The following is a 19,728-nucleotide window of genomic DNA, read 5'->3' on the forward strand; positions in this document are numbered from 1 at the left end:
ACGGGTATTGGGCTCCGCCCAATGTGCCATACCTGAATTATGCTGTAATAGAACGGTTTTCAACCACCGCGTCCGCTCACGGCTCCGCCGTGCGCTTACAGTTAAATCTACTGTATTGCAACGGGTTACGGAGGAAACACTGTGCGTCGGCTGCGCCGCGCCCATACCCTCACCCATGACTACATCCTATCAGTGTTTGCTGGAACTATCACCGATCCACGCTGGCCACCGGGCGCCGGCTCACGCCGGGCCAGGCATCGCCTTACTTCCACACCATCGCCACCCCTGGGCCCCGGCATTGACCGACACGACCAGGCGACCGTTTTCATCCCGTGCCGCCGGACGGGCAGGCCATCCGCCCGGGCACTTACTCGCCGCTGCGCGTCAGGGGCGAGGTCACTGCCGTGACGCCACGACCGTCCGCGTCGGCACACCACCAAACTCGGTGAGGCCCGCATCGATGATCTCCACCACACCATGAGCGTCAGCATTCGCCTGGTAGAGGCTGAACGTCGGAACCGAGCCGGTGTCGAGCACGATCCGGCACAGCGCGTGGGCCACCTGCGCGGCGGCCTTGCCGGCCGACATCTGCGCGAGCACCCCAATTGCCCATTCCCCACACCCTGCCCGGTCTGGCAGCTCACCTGCACAGTGCAGGCCCTCCACCCGAGCCTGCGACATCCACTTCGGCATCTCCGCATAGGCCACGGGAGCGAAGGCGGCCGCCGACAGATCACCGACCGTGGCGACATACTCCGCGGTGTCCAGCGCTGCGGCGAACGCCGTCCGCGTCTTCGCCACCCGGACCGACTTCGTGAACCTGCCAGCCAACCACCTCGACCACGCTGGGTCGGCGCGATCACACAGCGCGAGTGCAGAAGCCGACGCGGTCGCGGCCACGGTGATCACCTGAACCAGCGGGTGATGCTTGGCGTCCAACGGCAACACGATCGGTTGCGCGAGAGCGTCGATCACTCAGATCCTTCCCTCGGTGGGTGCGCCTGACAGCATGAGCTTCGGTACGTCGAACCGAGGTTCGGCCAGCATATTCACCAGCTTGTCGTTCACCGCATCGGTGAGGTGACACACACCGTCGGCATCTGTCGCACTGGCGAGGATCATCCGCATGTCGAACGCCACGTCCGGATGACTCTCGAGGACCTGCTGCAGCGCGGCGACGTGTTCCCGGAGCACTTTCTGACTCAGCTCATGTTGGACGGAGAGGTCGACTACCCATTTACCTTCAACTCCTCACGTCGAGGGACAGCCGATCTGGCCGTCGAACGGTCCGCGTACGCTAACACCGGGGCAGAAACGCAGCCGGATCCTCGTCGTGTCGACACCCGAATCTCCGGCGCCTCAGGGCGCACGCACGGGTCCAGGCAACACCGCGCAGTTCGGAGTCGAGCGGTGCGAGTCACGGCAACCATTACCAGGCAGCCACGGGGCACGACCAGCGCTCACGTCACACATTGCCGGGGCACAGACCCGGGACTGGAGCAGCGCGTTCGCCTCCTTGACGACGCGCCTGACGGCGTGCAAGATTTTGTGCTGCCCTCACCGCGGCCCTGATTATCGGCAGCCGTCACCCAGGAAGCCAGGCGCCGCTCATATTCACCGGCGCGTAACCAATGTCATGAAACAGCACAGCTAGCTAGCCATTCGGCGTTTGTGCTGCGAACGCAGGTCTCGCAGCAAAACGGCTGCGCACCACTAGTGGATCGGCTGGCACGCAGCCCACTTCAGCACAGTGTTCGAGCGTTTCTACAACGGCAACGGCACGCAAAGTCCGCCGTGGGCGTGACCATCCGCACGTGCAAGTCATCTGCCACCTGCGGAATCCCGGGCCCTGGACGACCGAAGCGCACCCGGCACTTCGCGACACGACGAGTCGAAGCGCTCCCGCACCCTGCGCGCCGACAGATTGGTCATTCGTTGCCGTGGGGTGGTGGTCAGTGGGCGGTGCTAGTCGCCAATTGAGCTGAGCCAGTTTCATTTCGCTGTCGTTTCACTGTTCGGCGAGGTCCCATAGTGCATCCAGGCCGTCGCCGAACCGGTTGTATTCGTCAGATTGCTCAGAGATGGTGAGTCGACGGGATTGCCCGTCGGGCTGTGTGATGGTGATTTCAGCGTCATCGCTACCGTCACGTCTGACGATGGAGATCTCCGTGATCATCGGCGTTCTATTCCCTTCGTTGATCAGTTCACGTCCGCTACACGGGCCCGTCAGGTTGTGTGTTTCTCGACGACCCAGTCCCAGTAGCCGAGGTTGGTGTCGTCGTTCTGGACCTCGTCCTTCCAATCGCAGCGGGGGTAGTCTGCGCACTCTCCCCACACGCCAAGTTCGTTGATCAGGCGTTCTTTCAGAGTCATAGGCCGGTCGGATTCCTTCCCGTGGTAGCTAGCGGATGTAGTGCAGAAGCGCCCACACGGACCCGATCACGATGGCGTACGCCAATAGGCCCCGTATGAACCGAACGGCAATACGTATGGGCCGCAACACCAGTCGCCGCGCAGCACGTATCGTCCGCAGGGTTACGTGAGCTGCTGCCCCCGCCGACGCCGTCATCGTCACGTACGACGAGTGGGGGTCGACGCGGTTCAGGACCGCGTCGAGGATGTCGGTCATCGCCATTAGATGCTCTCCCTTGGGTTTGGTGGCACAGTCGTCATGGTGCGAAGGTGCGCCTTAAGCGGACGTGCTGATGCCGAAACGCTCTGGCGGCCTGGCGGTTACGGTGTCGAAGAGGCTTAGTTGACGGCGGGGAGCGTCCCACCCCAACACCACGGCGCCGTCAAGAACTCCGTGCTCGACAGCCTGGCGCAGGCGTGCGGCGCACACGTCGCCATAAGCGATGAGCGCGGTGGCCGGTGGCCGGCCGCTCACTACCTCGGACGGTGCCGGTGGGCGTAAGCGTCCGTACACGAAGACGACCGCTGTGGCTTTCGCCCACACCTGTTCAGCGAACCACCTCGAGTCGGGGCGCGCGGGAGTCAGGGCGATGCCCCCCTCGGCGTGGTCCGCCAAGCGCGCCAGCCATTGCGGTCTCGTGTCGGGTGGCGGATTGAGCCAAACGACTCCGCTCCATGGCGCCCTCAACCCGTTCGAAGAAGCGTCGGTGATGCACCGTGCCGCGGTGGGCCACGGTTGCGGCCCTGGCGGGGGGCACGGGTCCAGATCGAAGGGGCCGAGGGCTTCGACGAGCCAGCGCGGAGCCAATGCTGCTGCACCGCACTGGCGTGCTGACCTTTTGGCCGATGACGTGGTCACAATCGGCCGTTCCCGGTCACGATTGCGGTCCTTGTGACAGTGGAGTGAGTTCGTCGGCGAACACCTGCACGATGGCGCCGGTCGCTTCGGACTTCACCTCGTAGATGTGAAACGGGCTGTCGGTGGGGACACCGTCCATGGGGCCGAGGCGCCTGAGGACGCTTACCTCACCTTCGACCGCGCACACAGCGGCCTCGGCCGTACCGGCGAGGAATAGGGCCCGGTCACCCGGGTCGAGCTGAGGTTGAGTCATAATCGTCGCTCCAGTCGCCTGTGGGATGGGATGCCTCGCGGGTCGAAGCGTGGCGGCTACCAAGGGGTATCGGCAACGACCTGTTGGACGAATAGCCATTCGCCGGCGGCGGCCCCGTCCCGCGTTGCGAAGGTGGGCTGCTCTTCGAAGAGCCGCGGATCGCAGACGATGCGCCACTTGTGGTCGCTGAAGTTTCGGCTGACGCAGCCGCATCCGCCGTTGGGCCATAGCGTTTCGTGTACGTACCACCCGCCGTGCCGCCACGCCTCGTACGTGAACTGGCTGGGCACCTGCCCGCTCATACGGTGCTTGGCCATGGCCAGCGGGCTCACGTAGAGGCCGTTCTGCAGCTGAAACCATCCGCTCTGCAGTTCAGCGCTCTTGTGGTGATCGGGTATGGATGCTGTGTCAATTACGCTGTTGGACAACTACTTACTCCGCTTGTCGGTGATATCGACGGTTGCGTTCAGCGTTCACAGAACGTGGTCGCACCGTTGGATCATGGGGCGTTGCCGTGAGCGCACGAATGCCCGTGAAACTGGTCATGCACATCGCGTCACCGCCCCCGCCCCTCGTTAGTTCGCTCCGCCCGGTCAGTGTCGCGAGCTGCGGGCCCGCAGCTGTTGCGCGACGCGTTTTCAGGCGCTGTTTTTGAGCGATGCCGGCGACCCGACTAACGCAGGAGCATCTGGCCGGTACGGCGGGCGATTTACCTGGGCCGCATGGTCAGGCGGACCGCCGGCGAGGATTAGCAACCTTCCACCGATGGTGTTGCGCCTGCGCAACTGCCGTCGATCTGTCGAACGGTCGCAGATCAAGGGCCCGCGGTCGTCCTGTCAGCTGTGGCCGGCCTTCTGAGCGCGTAAAAAGGCGACGATGCCGTTCACGACGGCGTCTGCGTAGCGTTGCCGGCCGGCGGGGCTCTCCATGACGCCGGCCTCTGCTGGGTTTCGCATGTTGCCTAGTTCGATCAACACCGCGGGATATTGGGCGAGGTTGAGGCCGGTGAGATCGGCTCGACCGTAGAGGCCAGAGCGGCCGATGTAGTTGGCCGGGGAGAACCCCGCGGCGACGAGTTGGTCCCGCGTCTGCGTGGCCAACTCGAGGGCTGGTCCCTTCTGGGCCTGGTTTAGGGGCGGGTCAGAGAAGTTGACGTGAAAACCGTTGCCGGTAGGCGGTCCCCCGTCGGCGTGGATACTGACGATGGCATCGGGCTGCAATCCGTTGGCCGCCGCGGCCCGGGCGTCCACACACGGCCCGACCGAGGTGTCGTCGCCGCGCGAGAGCGCCGATCGGATGCCGAGGTCGGTCAGTGCTGCCCGCACTCGCAGTGTGGTGTCCCAGGTGAAGGAGTGCTCCGGGTAGCCGTCGGCGGTGGCGGTGCCGGTGGTCTGACAGTCCTTGGTTCCGCCGCGGCCAGTGGGGACCTGGCGGCTGATTGAGGCATCGTTGGACCCATTGTGACCGGGGTCGAGGAAAACGATCATGCCGGCGACGTCGGAGTCAGCCAGGGCGACTGGCGTCGCCAGAAGCGATAGCGCAGTCGTCGCCACTGCAGCGAGCGCAGCGACCAAGTTGCTCATATATCCGCTACCTCCTCACCCGCACCCGAGTATGCCGGTCAGGCAGCCCGATGAGGAGGAAGACAGCGGCATGAGAGTGCGGTTTCGCTGTGCCGACCTACTAGGCCTCGACGACGAAGGCTTCGGGCGGCAACCAGAGGGTCATCAGCAGCTTGGACCGCTTGTTGGCGCTGCCCGCTGGCATCTGTACACACCCAAGCCAGTCCCCGTCCGCGCGCCGCAGCCATGCCACCTGCCGACCGAGCATGCGCGGCTCCAGCCAAAGCCCGGAGGCCTTGAGTCCGAGCGGCAGTTCATCCTTCCGGGCGCCCGGTGGCGGGAACACGCGGGTGACGTCGACGGTGACCGCTCGATCGACGTGCGACAACGTCGGATAGTCCCCCTCCGCCCATTGTTCGAACACGCGTTCGATACTGCCAGATCGGAGTGCGCTTGTCGCCGTCGGGCTTTCTTCGACGGGAGCCGTTGTGCTCCCGAGGCCATCCAGAGGGCGAACGTTCGTTCTTATGCCGCAGCGGCGTCCTTACCCGACGCGTGGCGGCCACCACCGGTTGTTTCATGCGAGGCGCTGCCGGCATCGGCGTTCGATCCACCCTTCTGCGAAGTACCCTCGTCGCGCCGGTGGCGGCCGCCGGATTCCGACGTCCCCGAATCCGCACCCTTGGTGGCTGCGGTGGACGCCCGAGCGGTTGCATTTTGCGGCGGCGTCGCGGCATGCCGGCCGTAAGTGTCGGCAGTCTTGTCGACGGTGGATGCCCCCGCCGCCGATGTTCCGGGTTTCGGTTTCACGGTTGGGGGCTTGTCGGTGTCTTTCGCGGTTGCCGACTCGTCTGCGCCTTTCGCGGTCGCCGACTCGTCCGAGTCCTTCGCAGTCGCCGGCTCGCCGGAGGCAGTCGTGGCGGTAGCGTCTGGGTCGGTCTTACCGGAAGGCGTTGTCGCCGAGGGTGTATCGGTACGCGGCGAGGCGTCCTGTCGGTCGGGGTCAGAGGCCGCCGGTGTTGCACTTGTCGATGTTGATGCTGCCGCGTCATCGACGTCGGCGGTGGCGGCGCTCTCTGGCGGCGTCGTCGCTGCGGCACTGTCCGGCGCCGTCGTCGCTGCGGCTGCTTTCTGCTGCGTGGCCAATGGATGAGGGGAGTTGGGGACGCCCCTATCGTCGGCACCTGCGCTCGAATCCATTGCGCTGTCAGCTTCGGCCACGCTCAGGGTGCTCAAGGCGACGGGGGCCGCGGCTGACTTGAACGAGGTGACCCACCCTCCGATGGCGTGTCCTACATCGATCGCGGTGGCGATCGCGTTGAGCGTCGCCGTGGTGGCCAATGCGGCCACATTGATGGCTCCGGTGACGACAGTCGCCAGATTGTTGGGTAGGCCGGCAACCAGTGGCGAAAGACCGGCCGCGAGAAGCAATCCGGACGCTGCTGTAGCGACACCGGAGACCAGGGAGTTCACCACCTGGGCGCCGGGGCCGGTCAAATCCGCCGCGAACCGGAAGGGCATCGAGGCGAACGCCGTGACGGTGTTGGCCACCGTTCCCACGGTGCTGCCCGCAGCGCCGACCAGAATCGACACGGCGCGGGTGTAGCTACCCAGGCTCAGTGGCTCTTGGCCGACGGCGCTGATCGCCCCAATGACAGCGCCGGGCGTGCTGCCGCTGCCCAGCCAAGTTCCCACGATGGTGTTGGCCCCGCCGGCCACAAGCCCCAACGCGGACACTCCTGCATTGGTGACGGCCGAGGCGATGCCGTTCACGCCGGCGACGATGGCACTGACCGGCGCTGAGACGATGCCCTGGACGGCGGTGAGAGCGCCGTTGACGAGCGCGATGTCGGTGACCGTCTTGCCGGCGTCGAGTAGACGATTTACCGCGTCTAGCGCATTGGTTACCTGCGCGGTGACACCGTGGACGAGATCGTTGACCAAATGCAGGCCGGTGGCTCCGAGTTGGCTGACACCGGTGATCCCGTCCTGCAGCGCCAGGCCAGCGACCCCGAACGGGGTGTTGAGGAGGCCGATGTAGCTCGACGCCGCCAGCGGATTGTTCACGACGCTGGCCACCGCTTGCGCCACCGTCCCCACGGTGCCGGTCACGGTTGATGTGAGCAGCTCGGAAATCTGGCCGGTGGTCAGGGTGATGCCGTCTCCTGTAGCGCCGACCGTGTTGTTGAGCTGAAGTAGCGCACCTCCGGAGGCAGCCTTGAGGGCGACGAGAACGGCTTTCAGGGTGGGGCTGCCGGCGGCCGCGGCGATGAGCTGATCCCACAGCGAGGTGTTCAGCCCGGACGCGGTATTCAACGCGCTGGTGAGGGAATGGCTGGCGTTGTCGACGAGCGCGGTCACCGTGGAGCCCGCCGACGCCAGTGCGGCGTTGAGGTTCGCGGTGAGGGCGGCGACGTCGCGCGGGGAGATTGCCGCGGCCAGCTGCACCTCCGAGATGCTCACCTGGGGTAGGTGCACCGGCAGACCGAGCGGGTGCTGATTGGTAGCGATGACCGGACTGAGCGCGATGGCACTCGCCATGGTGAACGCAATACCGGTTCTGAACAGGGGACGGGCGGACAGTTCCACGGGAGCCTCCAACGGGCTGATCAATCGGACATGAACGATGGCGAAGACGCTGGTCAGACATGCGCTGCGGAAGCCGCTAACGTCAATAATACTTTAAACGAGTACGCTATAACACTGCGTTAAAACACTCTGTCTACGCAGTACAGCGATGGTGCGATGAGTCTGTGCGGTTATGAGCGACACCCGGATGGCCGCCGCATGAGCCGACGCGTTCTGCGCGGCTTCGACGCCGACACGTTCGCGACACTGCGCCGCGAACGGGGATTCAGCGTCAGCGACCTGGCGCGGCTGTCGGGGACGTCGCTGAGCACCATCCACCACTGGGAGGCCGGGCGGCGAACGCCGCAGATCGACATCCTGGCCACCGTCATGGCCGTTCTGGCGGCACCGATCGACGCCGTCGTGCGCATCGAGCAAGACCAGCGCTTCCCCGGTGACTGGCGGGTCATGAAGGGGCTCACCCAGCCGCAACTGGCCGCTCAAGCCCAGCTGCCCACCGCGACCGTGCAGCGGATCGAACGCGGGGAACACCCGCTGTCCGAGGCCAACGCTGACACGTTGTCTGGTCTGCTCGGGATCAGCCCGCAGACCTATCGCGACGCCTACCATCGTGCCCGCCAACGCCCCCCGGGTACGTCCTGCTGACGTGCGCCACCGAGATGTTGCCGGTTCAAGGTCACTGCGCCAGTGACGATCACTGCGGCGCCGACCCGAAGAACTGCCGAACCCATTCGGGACCGAAGGCGCCGAATCGGGCGGGATCGTCGACGAACACCTGGGTCTCGTTCCCACCGGCGGTGGTGGTGATCATGACGACCGGTCCGCCGAGTTCGTTGCCGACGAAGACCACCGGCTTCATCGGCTCGCCGGGGTAGCTGACATTGACACGGTAGGACACCTGCCCGGCGATACCGTTGTTCCGAACAATCTCCCCCAGAGTTGGTGTCACTTCGCCCATTTGAGTTGATCCCCCAGTGCTGTCGAACCGCCGCCTATTACCGCGCGGGAGCGCTTGTGCGCTGTGTCGTCAACCTAGGAGACCGTGGACGGGTGACCGCGCACATCTGCGTGTCGGCGGGGAGTTTGTGAGCCTGCCGCGGCGTTTCGCGCCGGTGACCGCGGCGGATGCGCGGTGGTCTCTAGTCGCTGGCGATGCTGTTGATGCGAGCTGTCGCGTTGTCGTGAGCGACTGTGGCCAGCCCCGCGAAGGCGCCCAGGCCACGCAGCCGGTCGAGCTGGGCCTCACTGGTCGAGCCGAGGTGGGCATTCGGGAAGTTCTGGCTGCGGAACTGTCCGACGAGTGCTTGCGCAGCGTCGGCGTCGATGTTCATGAGGGCGAGAACCAGCGTCGCGGTGACTACCTCTTCGCCCTCTTCGTTGGTTCCGGTGTCGACTCTGGTGACGTTGTCGGTGCCGCTGGACGGAATCCCGACTACAACAGCGCGGCGCGAGAAGTGTTGTTGCAGTTCCTGGTTGACCGTCGTGACGGCATCGGTGAGGCGTTGGGGGGTGAGCTGATCGCTGGTGAACAGTTCGACCTGGGCCTGTACTGGTATCAGCACGATCGTTCCCCTCTCCGGCCGCCCCGACTCCGACCAGCCTGCATCAATGCTAACCGGGGACGGTCTGCAACACGACGACCTCAGCGGTGAACGGGCTGTTCATTCCGGGTGCGGGTGTGGTTCCCATCGAGATGCTTTGCCTACGTCTCCCACCGCGGAGCGTCGTCGCTCCTGATCTCAATCCGGGCGGGTGGGCGTGGTCGGACCGCATCGCAGCGCCCACAGCGGTGTGTTCGCCGCACGGCCAGAAGCCGGTGCACCGTGGTGCTACGTGATCGCCTCGTTCGCGATCACATCAATGGCATCCGGTATCGAGGAGTTCGGGAGGCAGTCGTCGATCGCCTCGACCTCCTCGTCGCTGAGTGGGCGCCGTGCCCACGCTTCCAGTTGGTCCCTGCTGAGGGTGATTCCCCGCCTGCTGTCCATCGTCACGTCCTCCGTGCTTTCTGCCGTCTATCGATCCGCCGCTACCCCCGGCAGGATGGGCTCTCCGTGCTGCTGTGGCTGCGAGGAGATCCGCTTCTCCTGGTCTGTCGGCCATCACACCCCTGGCGCCGCTGCGTTTGCGATGAGCAGCGCCCCCAGGGCGGTCAGGCGGCGTGCAGAGCTGGGTTCCATCCGGCGCGGGCCGCTGCCGTGAGGCGGGCGACGAGGTCTGCCGCGGTGCCGCCATCCTCGGGCCCGGCGGCGACGGACAGTCGGCGGCTGACCTGGTCGGCATCGATCACTTTGATTTCGTCGAGGCACATCTCTTGCCAGCCGTGATCATCTTCGGTGGGGTAGCTGGAATACTCCCCTGATCCGTAATGCGTGAGGCCGATCTGCCCTGGTACGTAGTAGAGGCCATCGCTGAGCGCGGCGCGCGCTGCCTGAATGTCGGCCTCGGCGAGTTCGCCCTGGAGGTGGATTTCGCCGTGCACTTTCCAGTTCGACGCGTCGCGATACATCGTGGGTATGACGGTGATCTTCATGGTCTCCCCTTTCGGTTGTGGTTCATCGCCGCGGGTTGTGCCACGGCGCAGTTCTCTGGTCGCCATCGCGGGCTGTGACGGCGACGGTGAAGTGGTTGACTGTCTCTACCTGCACACCGAATTGCTGTTGGATCGCCGCGAGGAGGTCGACGCGGTAGGCCCACTGAAACGGCCCGGTCTCCCAACAGATGACGTACGGGGCGCCGTGCCCTTCGCTGATCCCCGTGCGCACCTGGGCGCCGGCGTCGGCTGCGTGCACACCCAGCTGAGCCGGGATGGCGGCCGCTACCCGTTCGGCCAGTTCCCGTGTCCGGGTGTGCGCGGTCCTCAGGCGCTGTGTTGCAGCGCCTTTGGCTGCTGTCGCATCCAAACTGCGTTCCCTCCTCACGCCGTGGTTCGGCACCTGCGGCTGATGCTCACACGCCCACTGCTCGCGATGTGAGAGGTGGGTACGTGTCGGGGACACTTTCGATTGGCGCCTCAGGGCGGCGCCGCGGCGTCCTCAGGTGGCGAACGTCACGATCCGGCTTCCCTGCACGTATTCGATGCGAGTTGGGCCGAATGCCGTCATCGGGGACCGCGGGTAGGTGTGCCCGTGAATCACCAGGCGCGGATGTCGTGCTTCGACCCAGGTCCGCAACGCGTCGATGCCGTGGTGCGCGGGGTCCTGGTGATCGTTGATCCCCCGTGGTGGGCAGTGGGTGACGAGGACATCGGCGGCCGGTAGCTGTTGCACCATTTGCCGATACTCTTCCTGGGTATAGAGGATGTCGCTGGTTCCGGCTTTGTAGCGGACGCATCCCTCGAGCCCCGTGAACGTCAGCCCCGCCACATCGACAGCGGACAGATGAAGGTTGGCGAACCCCATGTCGGCCAGATACGCGCCGTCGCAGTGGTTTCCATAGACACCGAGCGTGGGGCGGCTTGTCTGGGTCAATCCGCGGAGGTCGCCCGAGAAGAGGTCCCCGGCGAGTACTACGACGTCGACTGCTTCGGCGTCGAGGAAGCCTTCGACGTCACTGGGGAGTTCGGGCGCCATGTCCGCAATGACGAGCAGTCGTACGGTCCGCGAGGACGCCGGCGCGCGCAGTCGTTTGGCGGCGTTGCCAGCTCTTTTGATCCATGACTGCTCGGTGTTCCCGCTGCGAGCGTCGCTGACGGCCATGTGCCCGTTACCCGAGGCCTTTGGTGGTGATCGTCGCGCGGATGCGGGATAGGGAGACGGTTCTGTCGGTGAGCATGGCCCAGCTCTCCCAGTTGTCGAGGGCTTGCTCGACATCGGTGAACGATACTCCCGGTCGGCTGATGAAACATGTTGTGCCGTTGTCGGATCGGCCCGCGGATGCGATGACGGCGATGAGTTGACCCTGGTCGCTGAAGTGTTGCTCGCGGCGGAATCTGAGCTGGTAGGGTCGGCCGTCACCGTCGTCGTCGATGAAGTCGTAGGCCATCGCATAGTCGATCTCCATAGTCATTCCTTCCGATGATGCGCCGTCGGGCATTGACGTGTATCACGTTGCCTTTGAGCGTGTTTCACAAGGGCTGGTTGTTTTCACCGCTGACGGCGGGTGGGTCTGACGGTGCCGGGCTCGATTGGGCTGTGGGTCTTTTGAGTTCTCGTAGCGCCCCGTCGTGGTCGGATCCGCGTAGGTGGCCGTTGTAGTCGTCGCGGCTCTTGTCGTACTGGTACATCTGCGGGTCGGGGGTGCCGTCGTCGAGGTCGAGGTTGACCATCTTCAGGGCGTGCAGTTCGGCCATGGGCAGAGTCGCGAACTCCGGGTCTTCCACGCAAAACCATTGCCGGCTGTAGAGTTTCGGGATCTTGCGAGATACGGTGTCGCGGTAGGCTCGCCAGGGCCCGCGAATGCCTTCTGGCACCTTGGGGCCGTCGATGTCGGTGCCGGGCGTGTAGCTCCAGTACGACTGGAATTCTTTGACCGAGGCGGTCTCGGGTACGGCGACCAGGCCGCGGCCTTGCGTTTCGGGGCTGATGAGTTCGCCGACTCGTCGGGCCTTCGGTTCCATTTCTTGGGTAAAGGCCTGTTTGAGTGTCATCTCGGCCGGCGGCCCGAGTGTGATGATGAGCTTGCACTGCCCGAGGATGTCGCGGGGGATGGTCTTGGCGTAGAGATCCTGGGTGGACAGCATCATGTGCATGCGAAATTCGCGGCCCACCTTGAACATCGCGCGCAGATCGTCGACGAAGGCGTTGTCTTTGCCTGGGTGTTCCTCGTAGAGTCCGGCGACTTCGTTGCGCATGGTGGCGAATTCGTCGAGGATGATGGTCCACGCTGGAAAGCCCATGGGGTCGGGGTGGCCGGCCGCCTTGCGCTCTTGTGCGACCCTGCGGCGTCGGGACAGCTCCTGCACCGCGGCGTGGACGAGGCGTGGGTGCTCGGCCGGGCCCGATGAGATCATGACCATCTGCGCCTCGCCGTTCAGACTCGTGTAGTCGGTACCCTTCCCATCGCCCACCAGGATGGGTACGCCTTCAGCGCGCAGTTGTTCGATGATGCCGCGCACGAAAACGCTCTTGCCTGAGCCTGTTCCGCCGATGATCAGCCAGTGGTGGTAGTCCTTGAGCGCATATTCGAGCCGTTCCCCTAGTTCGTCGACGCCGATGCCGATGCTGAGCTTGTTGTAGCGGCGGATGGCTTCCTCGGGGCTGTCGACGATGACGTCGGGCAGTGGAGGGGCCACCCACGGGGCGAAGGGCTTCTTACGGGTGGCGGTGACTTGGTCACGTGCGGAGTCGACGTCGACGAGCCAGTCGCCGGCGACCGCGCCCTGTAGACGTTGGGCGACCATGGTGGCGTTGCGCCGGTCGGCGAGGTAGCCGGGGACAATGGCACGCAGGGCGTAGGACATCAGCCTGCCGGTGGTGTCGTCGTAGTGCACCGCTGAGTCGAGGAGTTCGAAGGGGAACTTGCCCGAGAGCAGCTGTCGGATCCGGTCGATGTCGCCGCCGCCGAGCACGACCTGGGGACCCGGTGGAGGCGACGGCTCGGGTGGCGTCGGCGTGGGCGCGGTGTGCTCTTGGCCTCTGTGGGTGGTGGCAGTTGGGCGTTGGAACACCCACCCGGCCCCCAGGGATGTCGCGATGACCGCCGGGATCCAGAGCAGTGAAGCGAGTTCGACATAATGCGGGTGACCCAACCGCCCCACCATGTACAACAACAATCCGATACCAGCCAGGAGCAGGCAGCCGCCGGTGAGACTGCGGCTGGGCGTGAGCCAGTAGGACTGTGCGTGGCGCGGCTGCGGCGCATCGGGGTGTGTCACAGCTAGCCCGCCATCGCCGCGTGCCGGGCGCCCAGATCGACCCGGGCCGGTGTGCGTGGTGCGCTGGTCATGGCGTCTGTCCGCACACGGCCACCGCGGCCGCCTTGTCGGACGTCGTGATGGGCAGCTGGTAAGCCACCACGACGCTGAGGTAGCGCACGACGTACGGACACTGTTGTGCGGTGTTGGTAGGTAGCCATTCACCGGGCCCGAGATCTTGCTTGGACTGGTTGGCGTGGGCGGACACGGCGAGCAGGTTGCGTTGATCGTTGGCGAACTGTTGCCGCCGGGCCGCAGACCATGCCCACGCTCCGGCGTCGAAGGCGCGATGGAGCGGCACGACATGATCGATTTGGGTTTGCGACAACGTGATTCGCTGTCCGGAGTACGGGTCGATGAGCCAGCCGGAGGTCACTTTGCAGTTGCGCGTGCCCGGCTTGAAGGTGACGTCGTGCAGCTGGGCGGCCAGTACGGTGTTGCGGACGTCGCACCCTGTCGTCGAGGCCGGATCGTTCCATGCGGGGCCGAAGACGCATCCTTCCTTCTGCCCGGTCTGCTTGTCGGTGCCGCATCCACGTTCGTAGCCCGGCGCGGGGTCGATCTCGTCGACGACGCTCACTCGCGCGATGAGGTCGTTGAACTGGTTCACCTGTGACGGCGCCGCTACGGTGCCGGCCGGTTGCGCTGCAGGAGGGCGCATCGCCCAGGCGCCGTACGCGCCGAGCGACAGTGCCAACGCCATCACGGCGGTGATGATGCGCGTGCGCGGCCGGTACCGTCTTCCACCCCGTCTCGATGCTCCCGCCAAGGCCTCGAGTAGCAGCCCGGTCATCCAACCCCCTCTGTGCCCTTGATCGCTGTCAGCGGCGATCCTCGTGCGGGCCATTGTGGGTGCGCCAGACGGCGCCTCGGGTGAAGCTGCGGCGTTGCGCGCCAGGTTTTTTGGCCCGATGAACGGGCGGCGAACCAAGACGCCCCAGCGGTGTGGGCGTCTGCAATGTCACTGGATTCGAGCGCTGCGTAACACGCTGGGCGCCGAACAGCTCAGTTCAGGCTGAGGTTCCATTTGTCGAGCCACGGTCCGATCAGTTCGGCCACGGGGTATCCGTCATCGGAGCTGGCCCTGATGGTGATGCCGACCGCAAACGCCGTGCCGTCGTCTTTGAGCCCGTACACGGGGCCACCGGAGTCGCCCGGGGCGATGTCGGCGGCGAACTTGACCTTCGATGACGAGGCCTCGACGACTCGGCCGCACGAACGGCCCGTGGCCACGCCGACCTTGCAGAGCCACATGCCCTCGGCGACGCTGGAGGCGAAGCCGGTCACCGGTAGGTGGCCGGCGATGTTTGGGTCGAGCTGCAAGGCCCCGGTCAGGCTCATCACGGCGACGTCGGTTTGATTACCTGCATCACCGGCGTACTTGCTGACTACGAAATTGGCGGCGGGTACGAGTCGTCCGTCGACCGCTGAGTTCACCGCGGCGGTGTCGCCGGTATCGCAGTGACCCGCGGTGAACAGGACCGGGGCGCCGCGCTGGTTGTGCGCAACGAAACCAGCGGTGCAGATCGAGGGGGCATCACCGAGGATCTCCATGCCTGCGCCCGGATAGAGCGCGGACACCGCGGGCAGTGGGCCGGCGTGGGCAGGGCTGGTGGGAGCGATGATCACACAACTGACGGCAACCACTGCTGCGGCGAATCGTCGCAGTCGATGCCAACTCATTTCCGTTGCCGCCCTTCGCTATTCGCTCCGCCTTGTGGTTGTGCGGCCGATCAGGCCGGGTGGACCGATCCCGGCGGTGATGGCCGGTCGTCAGGCACCCACACACCGGGCGAGATCTCCATGTAGCGGTTCATCCAGGACGGCGGCAGGGGTTGCTCGGGCGTGGGGCTCCACAGGACCACGTCGTCGTGGCCCTGCTTTTCGATGGCGTCCCGCGTGAGCCCGTTCGGAAACTGCGATTCTGGGACGTAGGGCGGGTAGTGGGGGGTATCAGTGCTCGGCGATTGTGCCGGCGCCGGCGGGAGCAGCGGCGGAAGCGACGGGTCGGTGGTGGTCTGGGGACTCAACGGCGCGGGCTGCCACCCGGCCGAAAGCACGGTCGGCGTACCCGCCGCGGCTTTCTTCGCCGTCTCGTCGGGCGACTCGCCACTGACGATGCCGTTGGCGACGACGCTGTGTCGGTCCTGAAAGGCCGACCTGGCAGACCGTATGCGTTCCTGGGCTTCGGCGACGAGTTCGTCCTTGGTTTGCCGCAGCTTCTGCTGGGGCCAGCTCTCGGCGACAGCGCGGTCACAGAGCTCGTCGTAGGCCGCGTGGTAGTCGGTGCTGATCTGGTTCATCTGCGACTTGGTGGCGCCGATGTTCTCGGCCCCGGAGTCCAACCATGCCGCCACGTTCAAGTGCCGCGCCTCGTCAGCCGTCAGCGTCTGATGATGAGCCGCCAGCTTGGTGGCCAGTGCACCCCCGGCCAGGCCGCGGAACTCAGGCTCGGTGTATCCGGCGGCCGCCAGGGCGACCCCGCCAGCACCGGCGGCCTGCTCTGCCGCCCGGCGTTGCACCTGCGCTTCACGTGCGTAGGCGGTCTCATCCTGCACCGGGAAGTGTTCGCCGATGATCAGCGCCGTTTCCGGTAGGTCCACCGGTTCGATCGCACCCATGTCTGTTGCCCCCTGACTACTGCCCAGCGTGCCTGTCACCAGACCTCCAGATTAAAGCGACGTCGCCGAGGGGGAGAGTTTGAGCGCGGTGTCGCGACGTTTTTCACCGGGAGCCCACGAGCGGCCGGGGCCTCTCTCCGTCTCCGGTTGGCGGGATGCCCAGGCCGGTGACGTCGGGTAGCCAGCACAGGGGAAGGGGCCGCCTGGCCTCAGGGCCTTGGCGTTCGCGGTGACCGTAAGCCGCCTGTTGCGGCAGTCGGTAGCGCCTTCGCCCAGCGTCATTCGGGAACGTCGATGGTGACGCCCACCTCGCCCAACGCGTTCAGGATGAACTGTGTGAGGCGTTTACCGCTGTAGTGATGCACGGGCCCGTTGATCGCGATGAACGGAACTCCTCCGAGGCTCGACGCGGCGATCGGACCGACGGTCACCGGAGGACTCAGAATGGGCCCAGGGGTGAGGGCGGTCTCACCGGTGTCACCCGGGCTGGGCATCACCTGCCGCGAGGCGTCAGGTGGCGGTGCGTTCATACGGCGCAGTTTAATGACCGACGAACCCGGCAGGCATTCCGCCGCGTGTCGCAGGGCAGTTTTTCGCCGACGCAAGCACCACCCATGGGTCGCCCAGGAGTCACCGTGCACGGCTCGCCAGACTCCGCTATCTCCGCAGCGCGCACACCTGGCCTGCGACCTCGACGACACCAGCAGATCAGCCACCAGTTGCGACGTTGGCACCGCGGTCAGCGCCTTGGCACAGCAACTCATCCTGAGCCGTGGAGCGACCGCCGTGACGCGCTAACCCCATCACCGCAACGTTCGGAGAACCGTCGCTACGGACGACGAGTCGGGTTGCACACCCTCTGACCACACGTGACGGTACGAACGTATTGCCAAACGGATCCGCGACGCGCTTGCTCCGCAAACCCACGGGACCTTAAACAGGGCTTTATACTTCTGCTCTATGGCCCGGGAGAAGAAGCCGACAGCCGACCAGATCCCCGTTCTCGAGGACCTGCGTCGCGCGGCCGCATTACGCAATGAGGCCTACCGCCATTACCTGTCGGTTTTTCACCGGGCGCTCGAAGCGGGCGTCGGCCCCAGCGTCATCGCCCGCTACGCAAGCATCAGCCCCCAAGCGGCGAACAGCACGCGAAATCGGCTTGAGGCCACTGGTGACGACAGCGACGCTCCTGCAACCGTCGACGACGTGCTCGACCGTGCCGGCTTCCCGACCCGCCCCGGAAAGGAACACCGCTCGGCGCGCGGTCGACGAAAAACCGCAAGTTGACGACGGCCGAGCTCACCAACTGGCGAGGCCGGCTTGCATCAAGCACTCCGCATCCGACAGGTACGCGGTCCTGAGGTCACTCGGTAGATCCATCCACCGCCGCCCGTGCCGATGCGCCAACACCGCTCCTATTGCCGCGGCCGTGCGGTCGCGCGCGACGGTTTGAGCCGCAGGAGGTGCCGACGAGGGGACCGGCGGCAGCGGCGAGCGCGCCTGCGCGACGGGTTCCCCGGTTTGAGCCGCGAAACGCCTCGACCAGAGAATCCGCGCGGACTCCGACACCGACACCGCGATCGTCACCCAGGCATCCCACTCCTCGGGGTCGGCCTGCTCGATATGAGACGACGGATAGACGGCCGTATCGCGCCAATGGGGGTGTCTGGTGTTCAGGTAGGACATGAACCACTCCATGGAGCGATCGAATTCGAACACTTCGGCTTCCAGCGCCGGCGATACGGTGTCACCGAGATTTGGATCCACCCAGTACGGGGTCATGCCCTGGTCGATCAGCGCATCGGCATCAGCGAGATACTCCACCTGCACCTCACCAGGCAGCGACACCCAACCGCTCCCGTGATTGCCCGCCAATCGTGCAGCAATAGATGCCCGTAGATCCTCGCGAGTCGACAGCGACTGGCGCCGCGCCATGTTCTCGGCACCGTCGATAGACGTGGCGTCGTCGGTCAACATCATCCCCCATAGCGGTCTCGGTCCGTGGTGGCGTGGAACATACCCCCGCCGCCGGACGCCGACGGGGACAAACGCGTCACGCGACCGCCTTTCGTAAACACGCTCCCCACAACACAGCCTTCAGCGGTCGCCCTGCACGCCCACAGCGGCCAAGAACGACCGCCCCGTAACCGGCAACTCAGCCCGCTGCCTTGGCCCTCACGACGGACTGAGGAAGTACTGCTCGATACGCGCCCTCGTCCGCTCTCCCCAATCAGTCGACAAAGCCGACATGAGGTTGTGCCAACGCCCCAGCCATAGCGCGTGAACAGCGGAAGGATCGCCCTCTTGATACGCCGGTGCAGCGGCCACCCAGCCGCGGGCGAGGCCCGCGGCTAGATCATCGACGATCCAGTACACCAGCTCGAGCCGGTCGTCAGTAGTCCGCGGCGGCGTGCCTGCCAGCCCATAGTAGGTCGCAGTTACACCGCTCAACACGTATCCAGGAGCCTGCCCCGCATCGCTGATGAGGTCCGGAATCACCTCGGGCACTGCTGCAGCAACAGCAGCCAGCTTCGACACCCACACTTCGAGGTCGCCGTCGACCTCGTCATAACCCATCGCCGACGCCCGCTCCGGCAGATCCGCCACCCCACTGGGATCTGACGTCGCGTTGGCGGTCTCGACCCCCGCGTCGGTCACGGGTGCTGGCGGCACAGGTCCCTCCGCGGCGGTGACGTCGTCGATGTACGCCTCCCCCACAGCACCGATAAACGGGCTCGACAGGTCGACGACCTCGTCGGGATTCAGAACGTAGGCCAGGTGAACCCGAAGCTGGCGGACACCCTGCAAGGTTTCACGCCCACCGGCCACGGCCACCGCGCGAACCCACAAGAACGGACCGTGCTCGTCGAAGTCCACCGACAGCGACGCATCGTCGGGGTGAGCATCCAGGGGAATGTGAAACCGCACCGGCCAGTCGAGCTCGACGATCCAGACCTGCCAGCCGTTGGGATCAGGCAAGCGGCGCGCCAGCGTCCCTAACACCGGGAGCTGGGCCGCCAACTCCGCCGGCCCGTCGTGCAGCGCACTGACAGCGATTCTCACCATGGCCGTAACGTAGCAAGCTCGCCGCCATCGCGACGTTCGCTGATCACGCGTGCCGCCCCGCACCCCGCCACCAGCGGCCGGCTACACCGGGAAGTCATGGATCGGCACGACATCGGGGGCACCCAAACCCACCAGGTCCGACGGCAACCGCGCGTCTCGGTGCCCCCTCGCCAGGCGCCCGTTGTTCAGATGGAACCGGCCCGTCGCAGCGTCGAACATCGCCGGCGACAGGTACCAGGTGACACCATCGGGCGTACCGAACCCACGAAGATACGACGTCGAACTGCGGCCGGTATCCGCATCGATCGAGGTGACCTTGGTGGCCCAATCCACCGAAACCAGAGCGTAGAGCCGCTCGGGGGCATAGTCCGTCGGGCTCACCTCATATCCCTCGACGAGAGCGTCCACCACCGTCCCCGGCTCCGGGTGCCGGGGGAACGAATGCACGTAACCCACCAGGATCAGTGACTCACCCTGATTCGTACTCGCCTCATAAATCATCGCTTGATTCC

27 protein-coding genes are annotated in these 19,728 nt (G+C 65.5%); 2 read left to right on the top strand and 25 right to left on the bottom strand.

Annotated elements, in window-relative coordinates; genetic code table 11:
• Positions 1-396: 396 nt before the first annotated feature.
• The 10 genes from MCHLDSM_RS04055 to MCHLDSM_RS04090 form a co-directional block, all read right to left on the bottom strand.
• Positions 397-975, bottom strand: a complete 579-nt coding sequence (locus MCHLDSM_RS04055) for an aminoacyl-tRNA hydrolase (RefSeq protein WP_048469013.1) — start codon at positions 973-975, stop codon at positions 397-399.
• Positions 976-1,140, bottom strand: coding sequence for a hypothetical protein (locus tag MCHLDSM_RS38025; RefSeq protein ID WP_156455079.1), 165 nt, complete (start codon positions 1,138-1,140; stop codon positions 976-978).
• 868 nt (positions 1,141-2,008) lie between these two features.
• Positions 2,009-2,176: a hypothetical protein gene (locus MCHLDSM_RS38350; RefSeq protein WP_168440117.1), complete on the bottom strand. Its 168-nt coding sequence runs from the start codon at positions 2,174-2,176 to the stop codon at positions 2,009-2,011.
• A 50-nt stretch (positions 2,177-2,226) separates the two neighbouring features.
• Entirely contained in the window at positions 2,227-2,373 is a 147-nt protein-coding gene (locus tag MCHLDSM_RS38355; RefSeq protein WP_168440119.1) for a hypothetical protein, read from the bottom strand.
• Positions 2,374-2,401: 28 nt separating this feature from the next.
• On the bottom strand, positions 2,402-2,635 hold the full coding sequence (locus tag MCHLDSM_RS04065; protein ID WP_048469015.1) for a hypothetical protein: 234 nt from the start codon (positions 2,633-2,635) through the stop codon (positions 2,402-2,404).
• Positions 2,636-3,287: 652 nt separating this feature from the next.
• Entirely contained in the window at positions 3,288-3,524 is a 237-nt protein-coding gene (locus MCHLDSM_RS35615; RefSeq protein ID WP_082168692.1) for a hypothetical protein, read from the bottom strand.
• Between the two features lie 56 nt (positions 3,525-3,580).
• On the bottom strand, positions 3,581-3,952 hold the full coding sequence (locus MCHLDSM_RS04075; RefSeq protein ID WP_053082869.1) for a hypothetical protein: 372 nt from the start codon (positions 3,950-3,952) through the stop codon (positions 3,581-3,583).
• Between the two features lie 408 nt (positions 3,953-4,360).
• Entirely contained in the window at positions 4,361-5,107 is a 747-nt protein-coding gene (locus MCHLDSM_RS04080; RefSeq protein WP_048469016.1) for an Rv3717 family N-acetylmuramoyl-L-alanine amidase, read from the bottom strand.
• Between the two features lie 100 nt (positions 5,108-5,207).
• Positions 5,208-5,510 carry a hypothetical protein gene (locus MCHLDSM_RS04085; RefSeq protein ID WP_048469017.1) on the bottom strand — a complete coding sequence of 101 codons (303 nt, stop codon included), beginning with the start codon at positions 5,508-5,510 and terminating at the stop codon, positions 5,208-5,210.
• A gap of 101 nt (positions 5,511-5,611) precedes the next feature.
• Positions 5,612-7,675 (bottom strand): hypothetical protein, encoded by a 2,064-nt coding sequence (locus tag MCHLDSM_RS04090; RefSeq protein WP_048469018.1) that lies wholly within the window; start codon positions 7,673-7,675, stop codon positions 5,612-5,614.
• A 198-nt stretch (positions 7,676-7,873) separates the two neighbouring features.
• Here MCHLDSM_RS04090 and MCHLDSM_RS04095 point away from each other — a divergent pair, with 198 nt between their 5' ends.
• Entirely contained in the window at positions 7,874-8,320 is a 447-nt protein-coding gene (locus tag MCHLDSM_RS04095; RefSeq protein ID WP_048469019.1) for a helix-turn-helix domain-containing protein, read from the top strand.
• Between the two features lie 49 nt (positions 8,321-8,369).
• Here MCHLDSM_RS04095 and MCHLDSM_RS04100 read toward each other — a convergent pair whose 3' ends face one another.
• The 12 genes from MCHLDSM_RS04100 to MCHLDSM_RS04150 all read right to left on the bottom strand — a co-directional run bounded on the left by MCHLDSM_RS04100 (position 8,370) and on the right by MCHLDSM_RS04150 (position 16,680).
• Positions 8,370-8,573, bottom strand: a complete 204-nt coding sequence (locus MCHLDSM_RS04100) for a hypothetical protein (RefSeq protein WP_048469020.1) — start codon at positions 8,571-8,573, stop codon at positions 8,370-8,372.
• 241 nt (positions 8,574-8,814) lie between these two features.
• On the bottom strand, positions 8,815-9,237 hold the full coding sequence (locus MCHLDSM_RS04105; RefSeq protein WP_048469021.1) for a hypothetical protein: 423 nt from the start codon (positions 9,235-9,237) through the stop codon (positions 8,815-8,817).
• 267 nt (positions 9,238-9,504) lie between these two features.
• Positions 9,505-9,669: a hypothetical protein gene (locus MCHLDSM_RS38360; RefSeq protein ID WP_234713890.1), complete on the bottom strand. Its 165-nt coding sequence runs from the start codon at positions 9,667-9,669 to the stop codon at positions 9,505-9,507.
• Between the two features lie 158 nt (positions 9,670-9,827).
• Positions 9,828-10,208 (bottom strand): hypothetical protein, encoded by a 381-nt coding sequence (locus tag MCHLDSM_RS04110; protein ID WP_048469022.1) that lies wholly within the window; start codon positions 10,206-10,208, stop codon positions 9,828-9,830.
• Positions 10,209-10,230: 22 nt separating this feature from the next.
• Positions 10,231-10,578 carry a hypothetical protein gene (locus MCHLDSM_RS04115; protein ID WP_234713850.1) on the bottom strand — a complete coding sequence of 116 codons (348 nt, stop codon included), beginning with the start codon at positions 10,576-10,578 and terminating at the stop codon, positions 10,231-10,233.
• A gap of 132 nt (positions 10,579-10,710) precedes the next feature.
• A complete protein-coding gene (locus MCHLDSM_RS04120) occupies positions 10,711-11,373 on the bottom strand; it encodes a metallophosphoesterase family protein (RefSeq protein ID WP_082168693.1) in 663 nt (220 codons plus the stop codon).
• A 7-nt stretch (positions 11,374-11,380) separates the two neighbouring features.
• Complete coding sequence (locus tag MCHLDSM_RS04125; RefSeq protein ID WP_048469024.1) at positions 11,381-11,677, bottom strand: hypothetical protein; 297 nt, start codon at positions 11,675-11,677, stop codon at positions 11,381-11,383.
• Positions 11,678-11,741: 64 nt separating this feature from the next.
• Complete coding sequence (locus MCHLDSM_RS04130; protein WP_053082871.1) at positions 11,742-13,184, bottom strand: FtsK/SpoIIIE domain-containing protein; 1,443 nt, start codon at positions 13,182-13,184, stop codon at positions 11,742-11,744.
• Positions 13,185-13,557: 373 nt separating this feature from the next.
• Positions 13,558-14,460, bottom strand: coding sequence for an HNH endonuclease family protein (locus tag MCHLDSM_RS04135; protein ID WP_234713851.1), 903 nt, complete (start codon positions 14,458-14,460; stop codon positions 13,558-13,560).
• A 74-nt stretch (positions 14,461-14,534) separates the two neighbouring features.
• Positions 14,535-15,158: a chymotrypsin family serine protease gene (locus MCHLDSM_RS04140; protein WP_053082873.1), complete on the bottom strand. Its 624-nt coding sequence runs from the start codon at positions 15,156-15,158 to the stop codon at positions 14,535-14,537.
• A gap of 104 nt (positions 15,159-15,262) precedes the next feature.
• Entirely contained in the window at positions 15,263-16,150 is an 888-nt protein-coding gene (locus MCHLDSM_RS04145; RefSeq protein ID WP_048469026.1) for a TrbJ/VirB5 family protein, read from the bottom strand.
• Between the two features lie 278 nt (positions 16,151-16,428).
• Complete coding sequence (locus MCHLDSM_RS04150; RefSeq protein ID WP_048469027.1) at positions 16,429-16,680, bottom strand: hypothetical protein; 252 nt, start codon at positions 16,678-16,680, stop codon at positions 16,429-16,431.
• Positions 16,681-17,110: 430 nt separating this feature from the next.
• On the opposite strand from MCHLDSM_RS04150, the gene MCHLDSM_RS35620 reads away from it, so the two are divergent.
• Positions 17,111-17,437 carry a hypothetical protein gene (locus MCHLDSM_RS35620; RefSeq protein WP_082168697.1) on the top strand — a complete coding sequence of 109 codons (327 nt, stop codon included), beginning with the start codon at positions 17,111-17,113 and terminating at the stop codon, positions 17,435-17,437.
• 12 nt (positions 17,438-17,449) lie between these two features.
• On the opposite strand, the gene MCHLDSM_RS04160 is transcribed toward MCHLDSM_RS35620, so the two are convergent.
• From MCHLDSM_RS04160 to MCHLDSM_RS04170, 3 genes are all read right to left on the bottom strand, one after another.
• The gene (locus MCHLDSM_RS04160; RefSeq protein ID WP_082168735.1) at positions 17,450-18,127 is read right to left on the bottom strand and encodes a hypothetical protein; all 678 of its coding nucleotides are present in this window, start codon (positions 18,125-18,127) and stop codon (positions 17,450-17,452) included.
• Between the two features lie 198 nt (positions 18,128-18,325).
• Positions 18,326-19,216 carry an Imm63 family immunity protein gene (locus MCHLDSM_RS04165; RefSeq protein ID WP_048469030.1) on the bottom strand — a complete coding sequence of 297 codons (891 nt, stop codon included), beginning with the start codon at positions 19,214-19,216 and terminating at the stop codon, positions 18,326-18,328.
• A gap of 81 nt (positions 19,217-19,297) precedes the next feature.
• Positions 19,298-19,717 carry a hypothetical protein gene (locus tag MCHLDSM_RS04170; protein ID WP_048469031.1) on the bottom strand — a complete coding sequence of 140 codons (420 nt, stop codon included), beginning with the start codon at positions 19,715-19,717 and terminating at the stop codon, positions 19,298-19,300.
• Positions 19,718-19,728 lie beyond the last annotated feature (11 nt).

Source organism: Mycolicibacterium chlorophenolicum (assembly GCF_001044235.1).
In the GTDB taxonomy this organism is placed as follows: Bacteria; Actinomycetota; Actinomycetes; order Mycobacteriales; family Mycobacteriaceae; genus Mycobacterium; species Mycobacterium chlorophenolicum.

Bases quoted from the DNA above. Each gene is read 5' to 3' on its own strand.
- MCHLDSM_RS04170 (WP_048469031.1), bottom strand. From the start codon at position 19,717: ATGATTTATGAGGCGAGTACGAATCAGGGTGAGTCACTGATCCTGGTG.
- MCHLDSM_RS04110 (WP_048469022.1), bottom strand. From the start codon at position 10,208: ATGAAGATCACCGTCATACCCACGATGTATCGCGACGCGTCGAACTGG.
- MCHLDSM_RS04080 (WP_048469016.1), bottom strand. From the start codon at position 5,107: ATGAGCAACTTGGTCGCTGCGCTCGCTGCAGTGGCGACGACTGCGCTA.
- MCHLDSM_RS35615 (WP_082168692.1), bottom strand. From the start codon at position 3,524: ATGACTCAACCTCAGCTCGACCCGGGTGACCGGGCCCTATTCCTCGCC.
- MCHLDSM_RS38350 (WP_168440117.1), bottom strand. From the start codon at position 2,176: ATGATCACGGAGATCTCCATCGTCAGACGTGACGGTAGCGATGACGCT.
- MCHLDSM_RS04160 (WP_082168735.1), bottom strand. From the start codon at position 18,127: ATGTTGACCGACGACGCCACGTCTATCGACGGTGCCGAGAACATGGCG.
- MCHLDSM_RS04125 (WP_048469024.1), bottom strand. From the start codon at position 11,677: ATGGAGATCGACTATGCGATGGCCTACGACTTCATCGACGACGACGGT.
- MCHLDSM_RS04150 (WP_048469027.1), bottom strand. From the start codon at position 16,680: ATGAACGCACCGCCACCTGACGCCTCGCGGCAGGTGATGCCCAGCCCG.
- MCHLDSM_RS04165 (WP_048469030.1), bottom strand. From the start codon at position 19,216: ATGGTGAGAATCGCTGTCAGTGCGCTGCACGACGGGCCGGCGGAGTTG.
- MCHLDSM_RS04145 (WP_048469026.1), bottom strand. From the start codon at position 16,150: ATGGGTGCGATCGAACCGGTGGACCTACCGGAAACGGCGCTGATCATC.
- MCHLDSM_RS38355 (WP_168440119.1), bottom strand. From the start codon at position 2,373: ATGACTCTGAAAGAACGCCTGATCAACGAACTTGGCGTGTGGGGAGAG.
- MCHLDSM_RS04065 (WP_048469015.1), bottom strand. From the start codon at position 2,635: ATGGCGATGACCGACATCCTCGACGCGGTCCTGAACCGCGTCGACCCC.
- MCHLDSM_RS04095 (WP_048469019.1), top strand. From the start codon at position 7,874: ATGAGCCGACGCGTTCTGCGCGGCTTCGACGCCGACACGTTCGCGACA.
- MCHLDSM_RS04120 (WP_082168693.1), bottom strand. From the start codon at position 11,373: ATGGCCGTCAGCGACGCTCGCAGCGGGAACACCGAGCAGTCATGGATC.
- MCHLDSM_RS35620 (WP_082168697.1), top strand. From the start codon at position 17,111: ATGGCCCGGGAGAAGAAGCCGACAGCCGACCAGATCCCCGTTCTCGAG.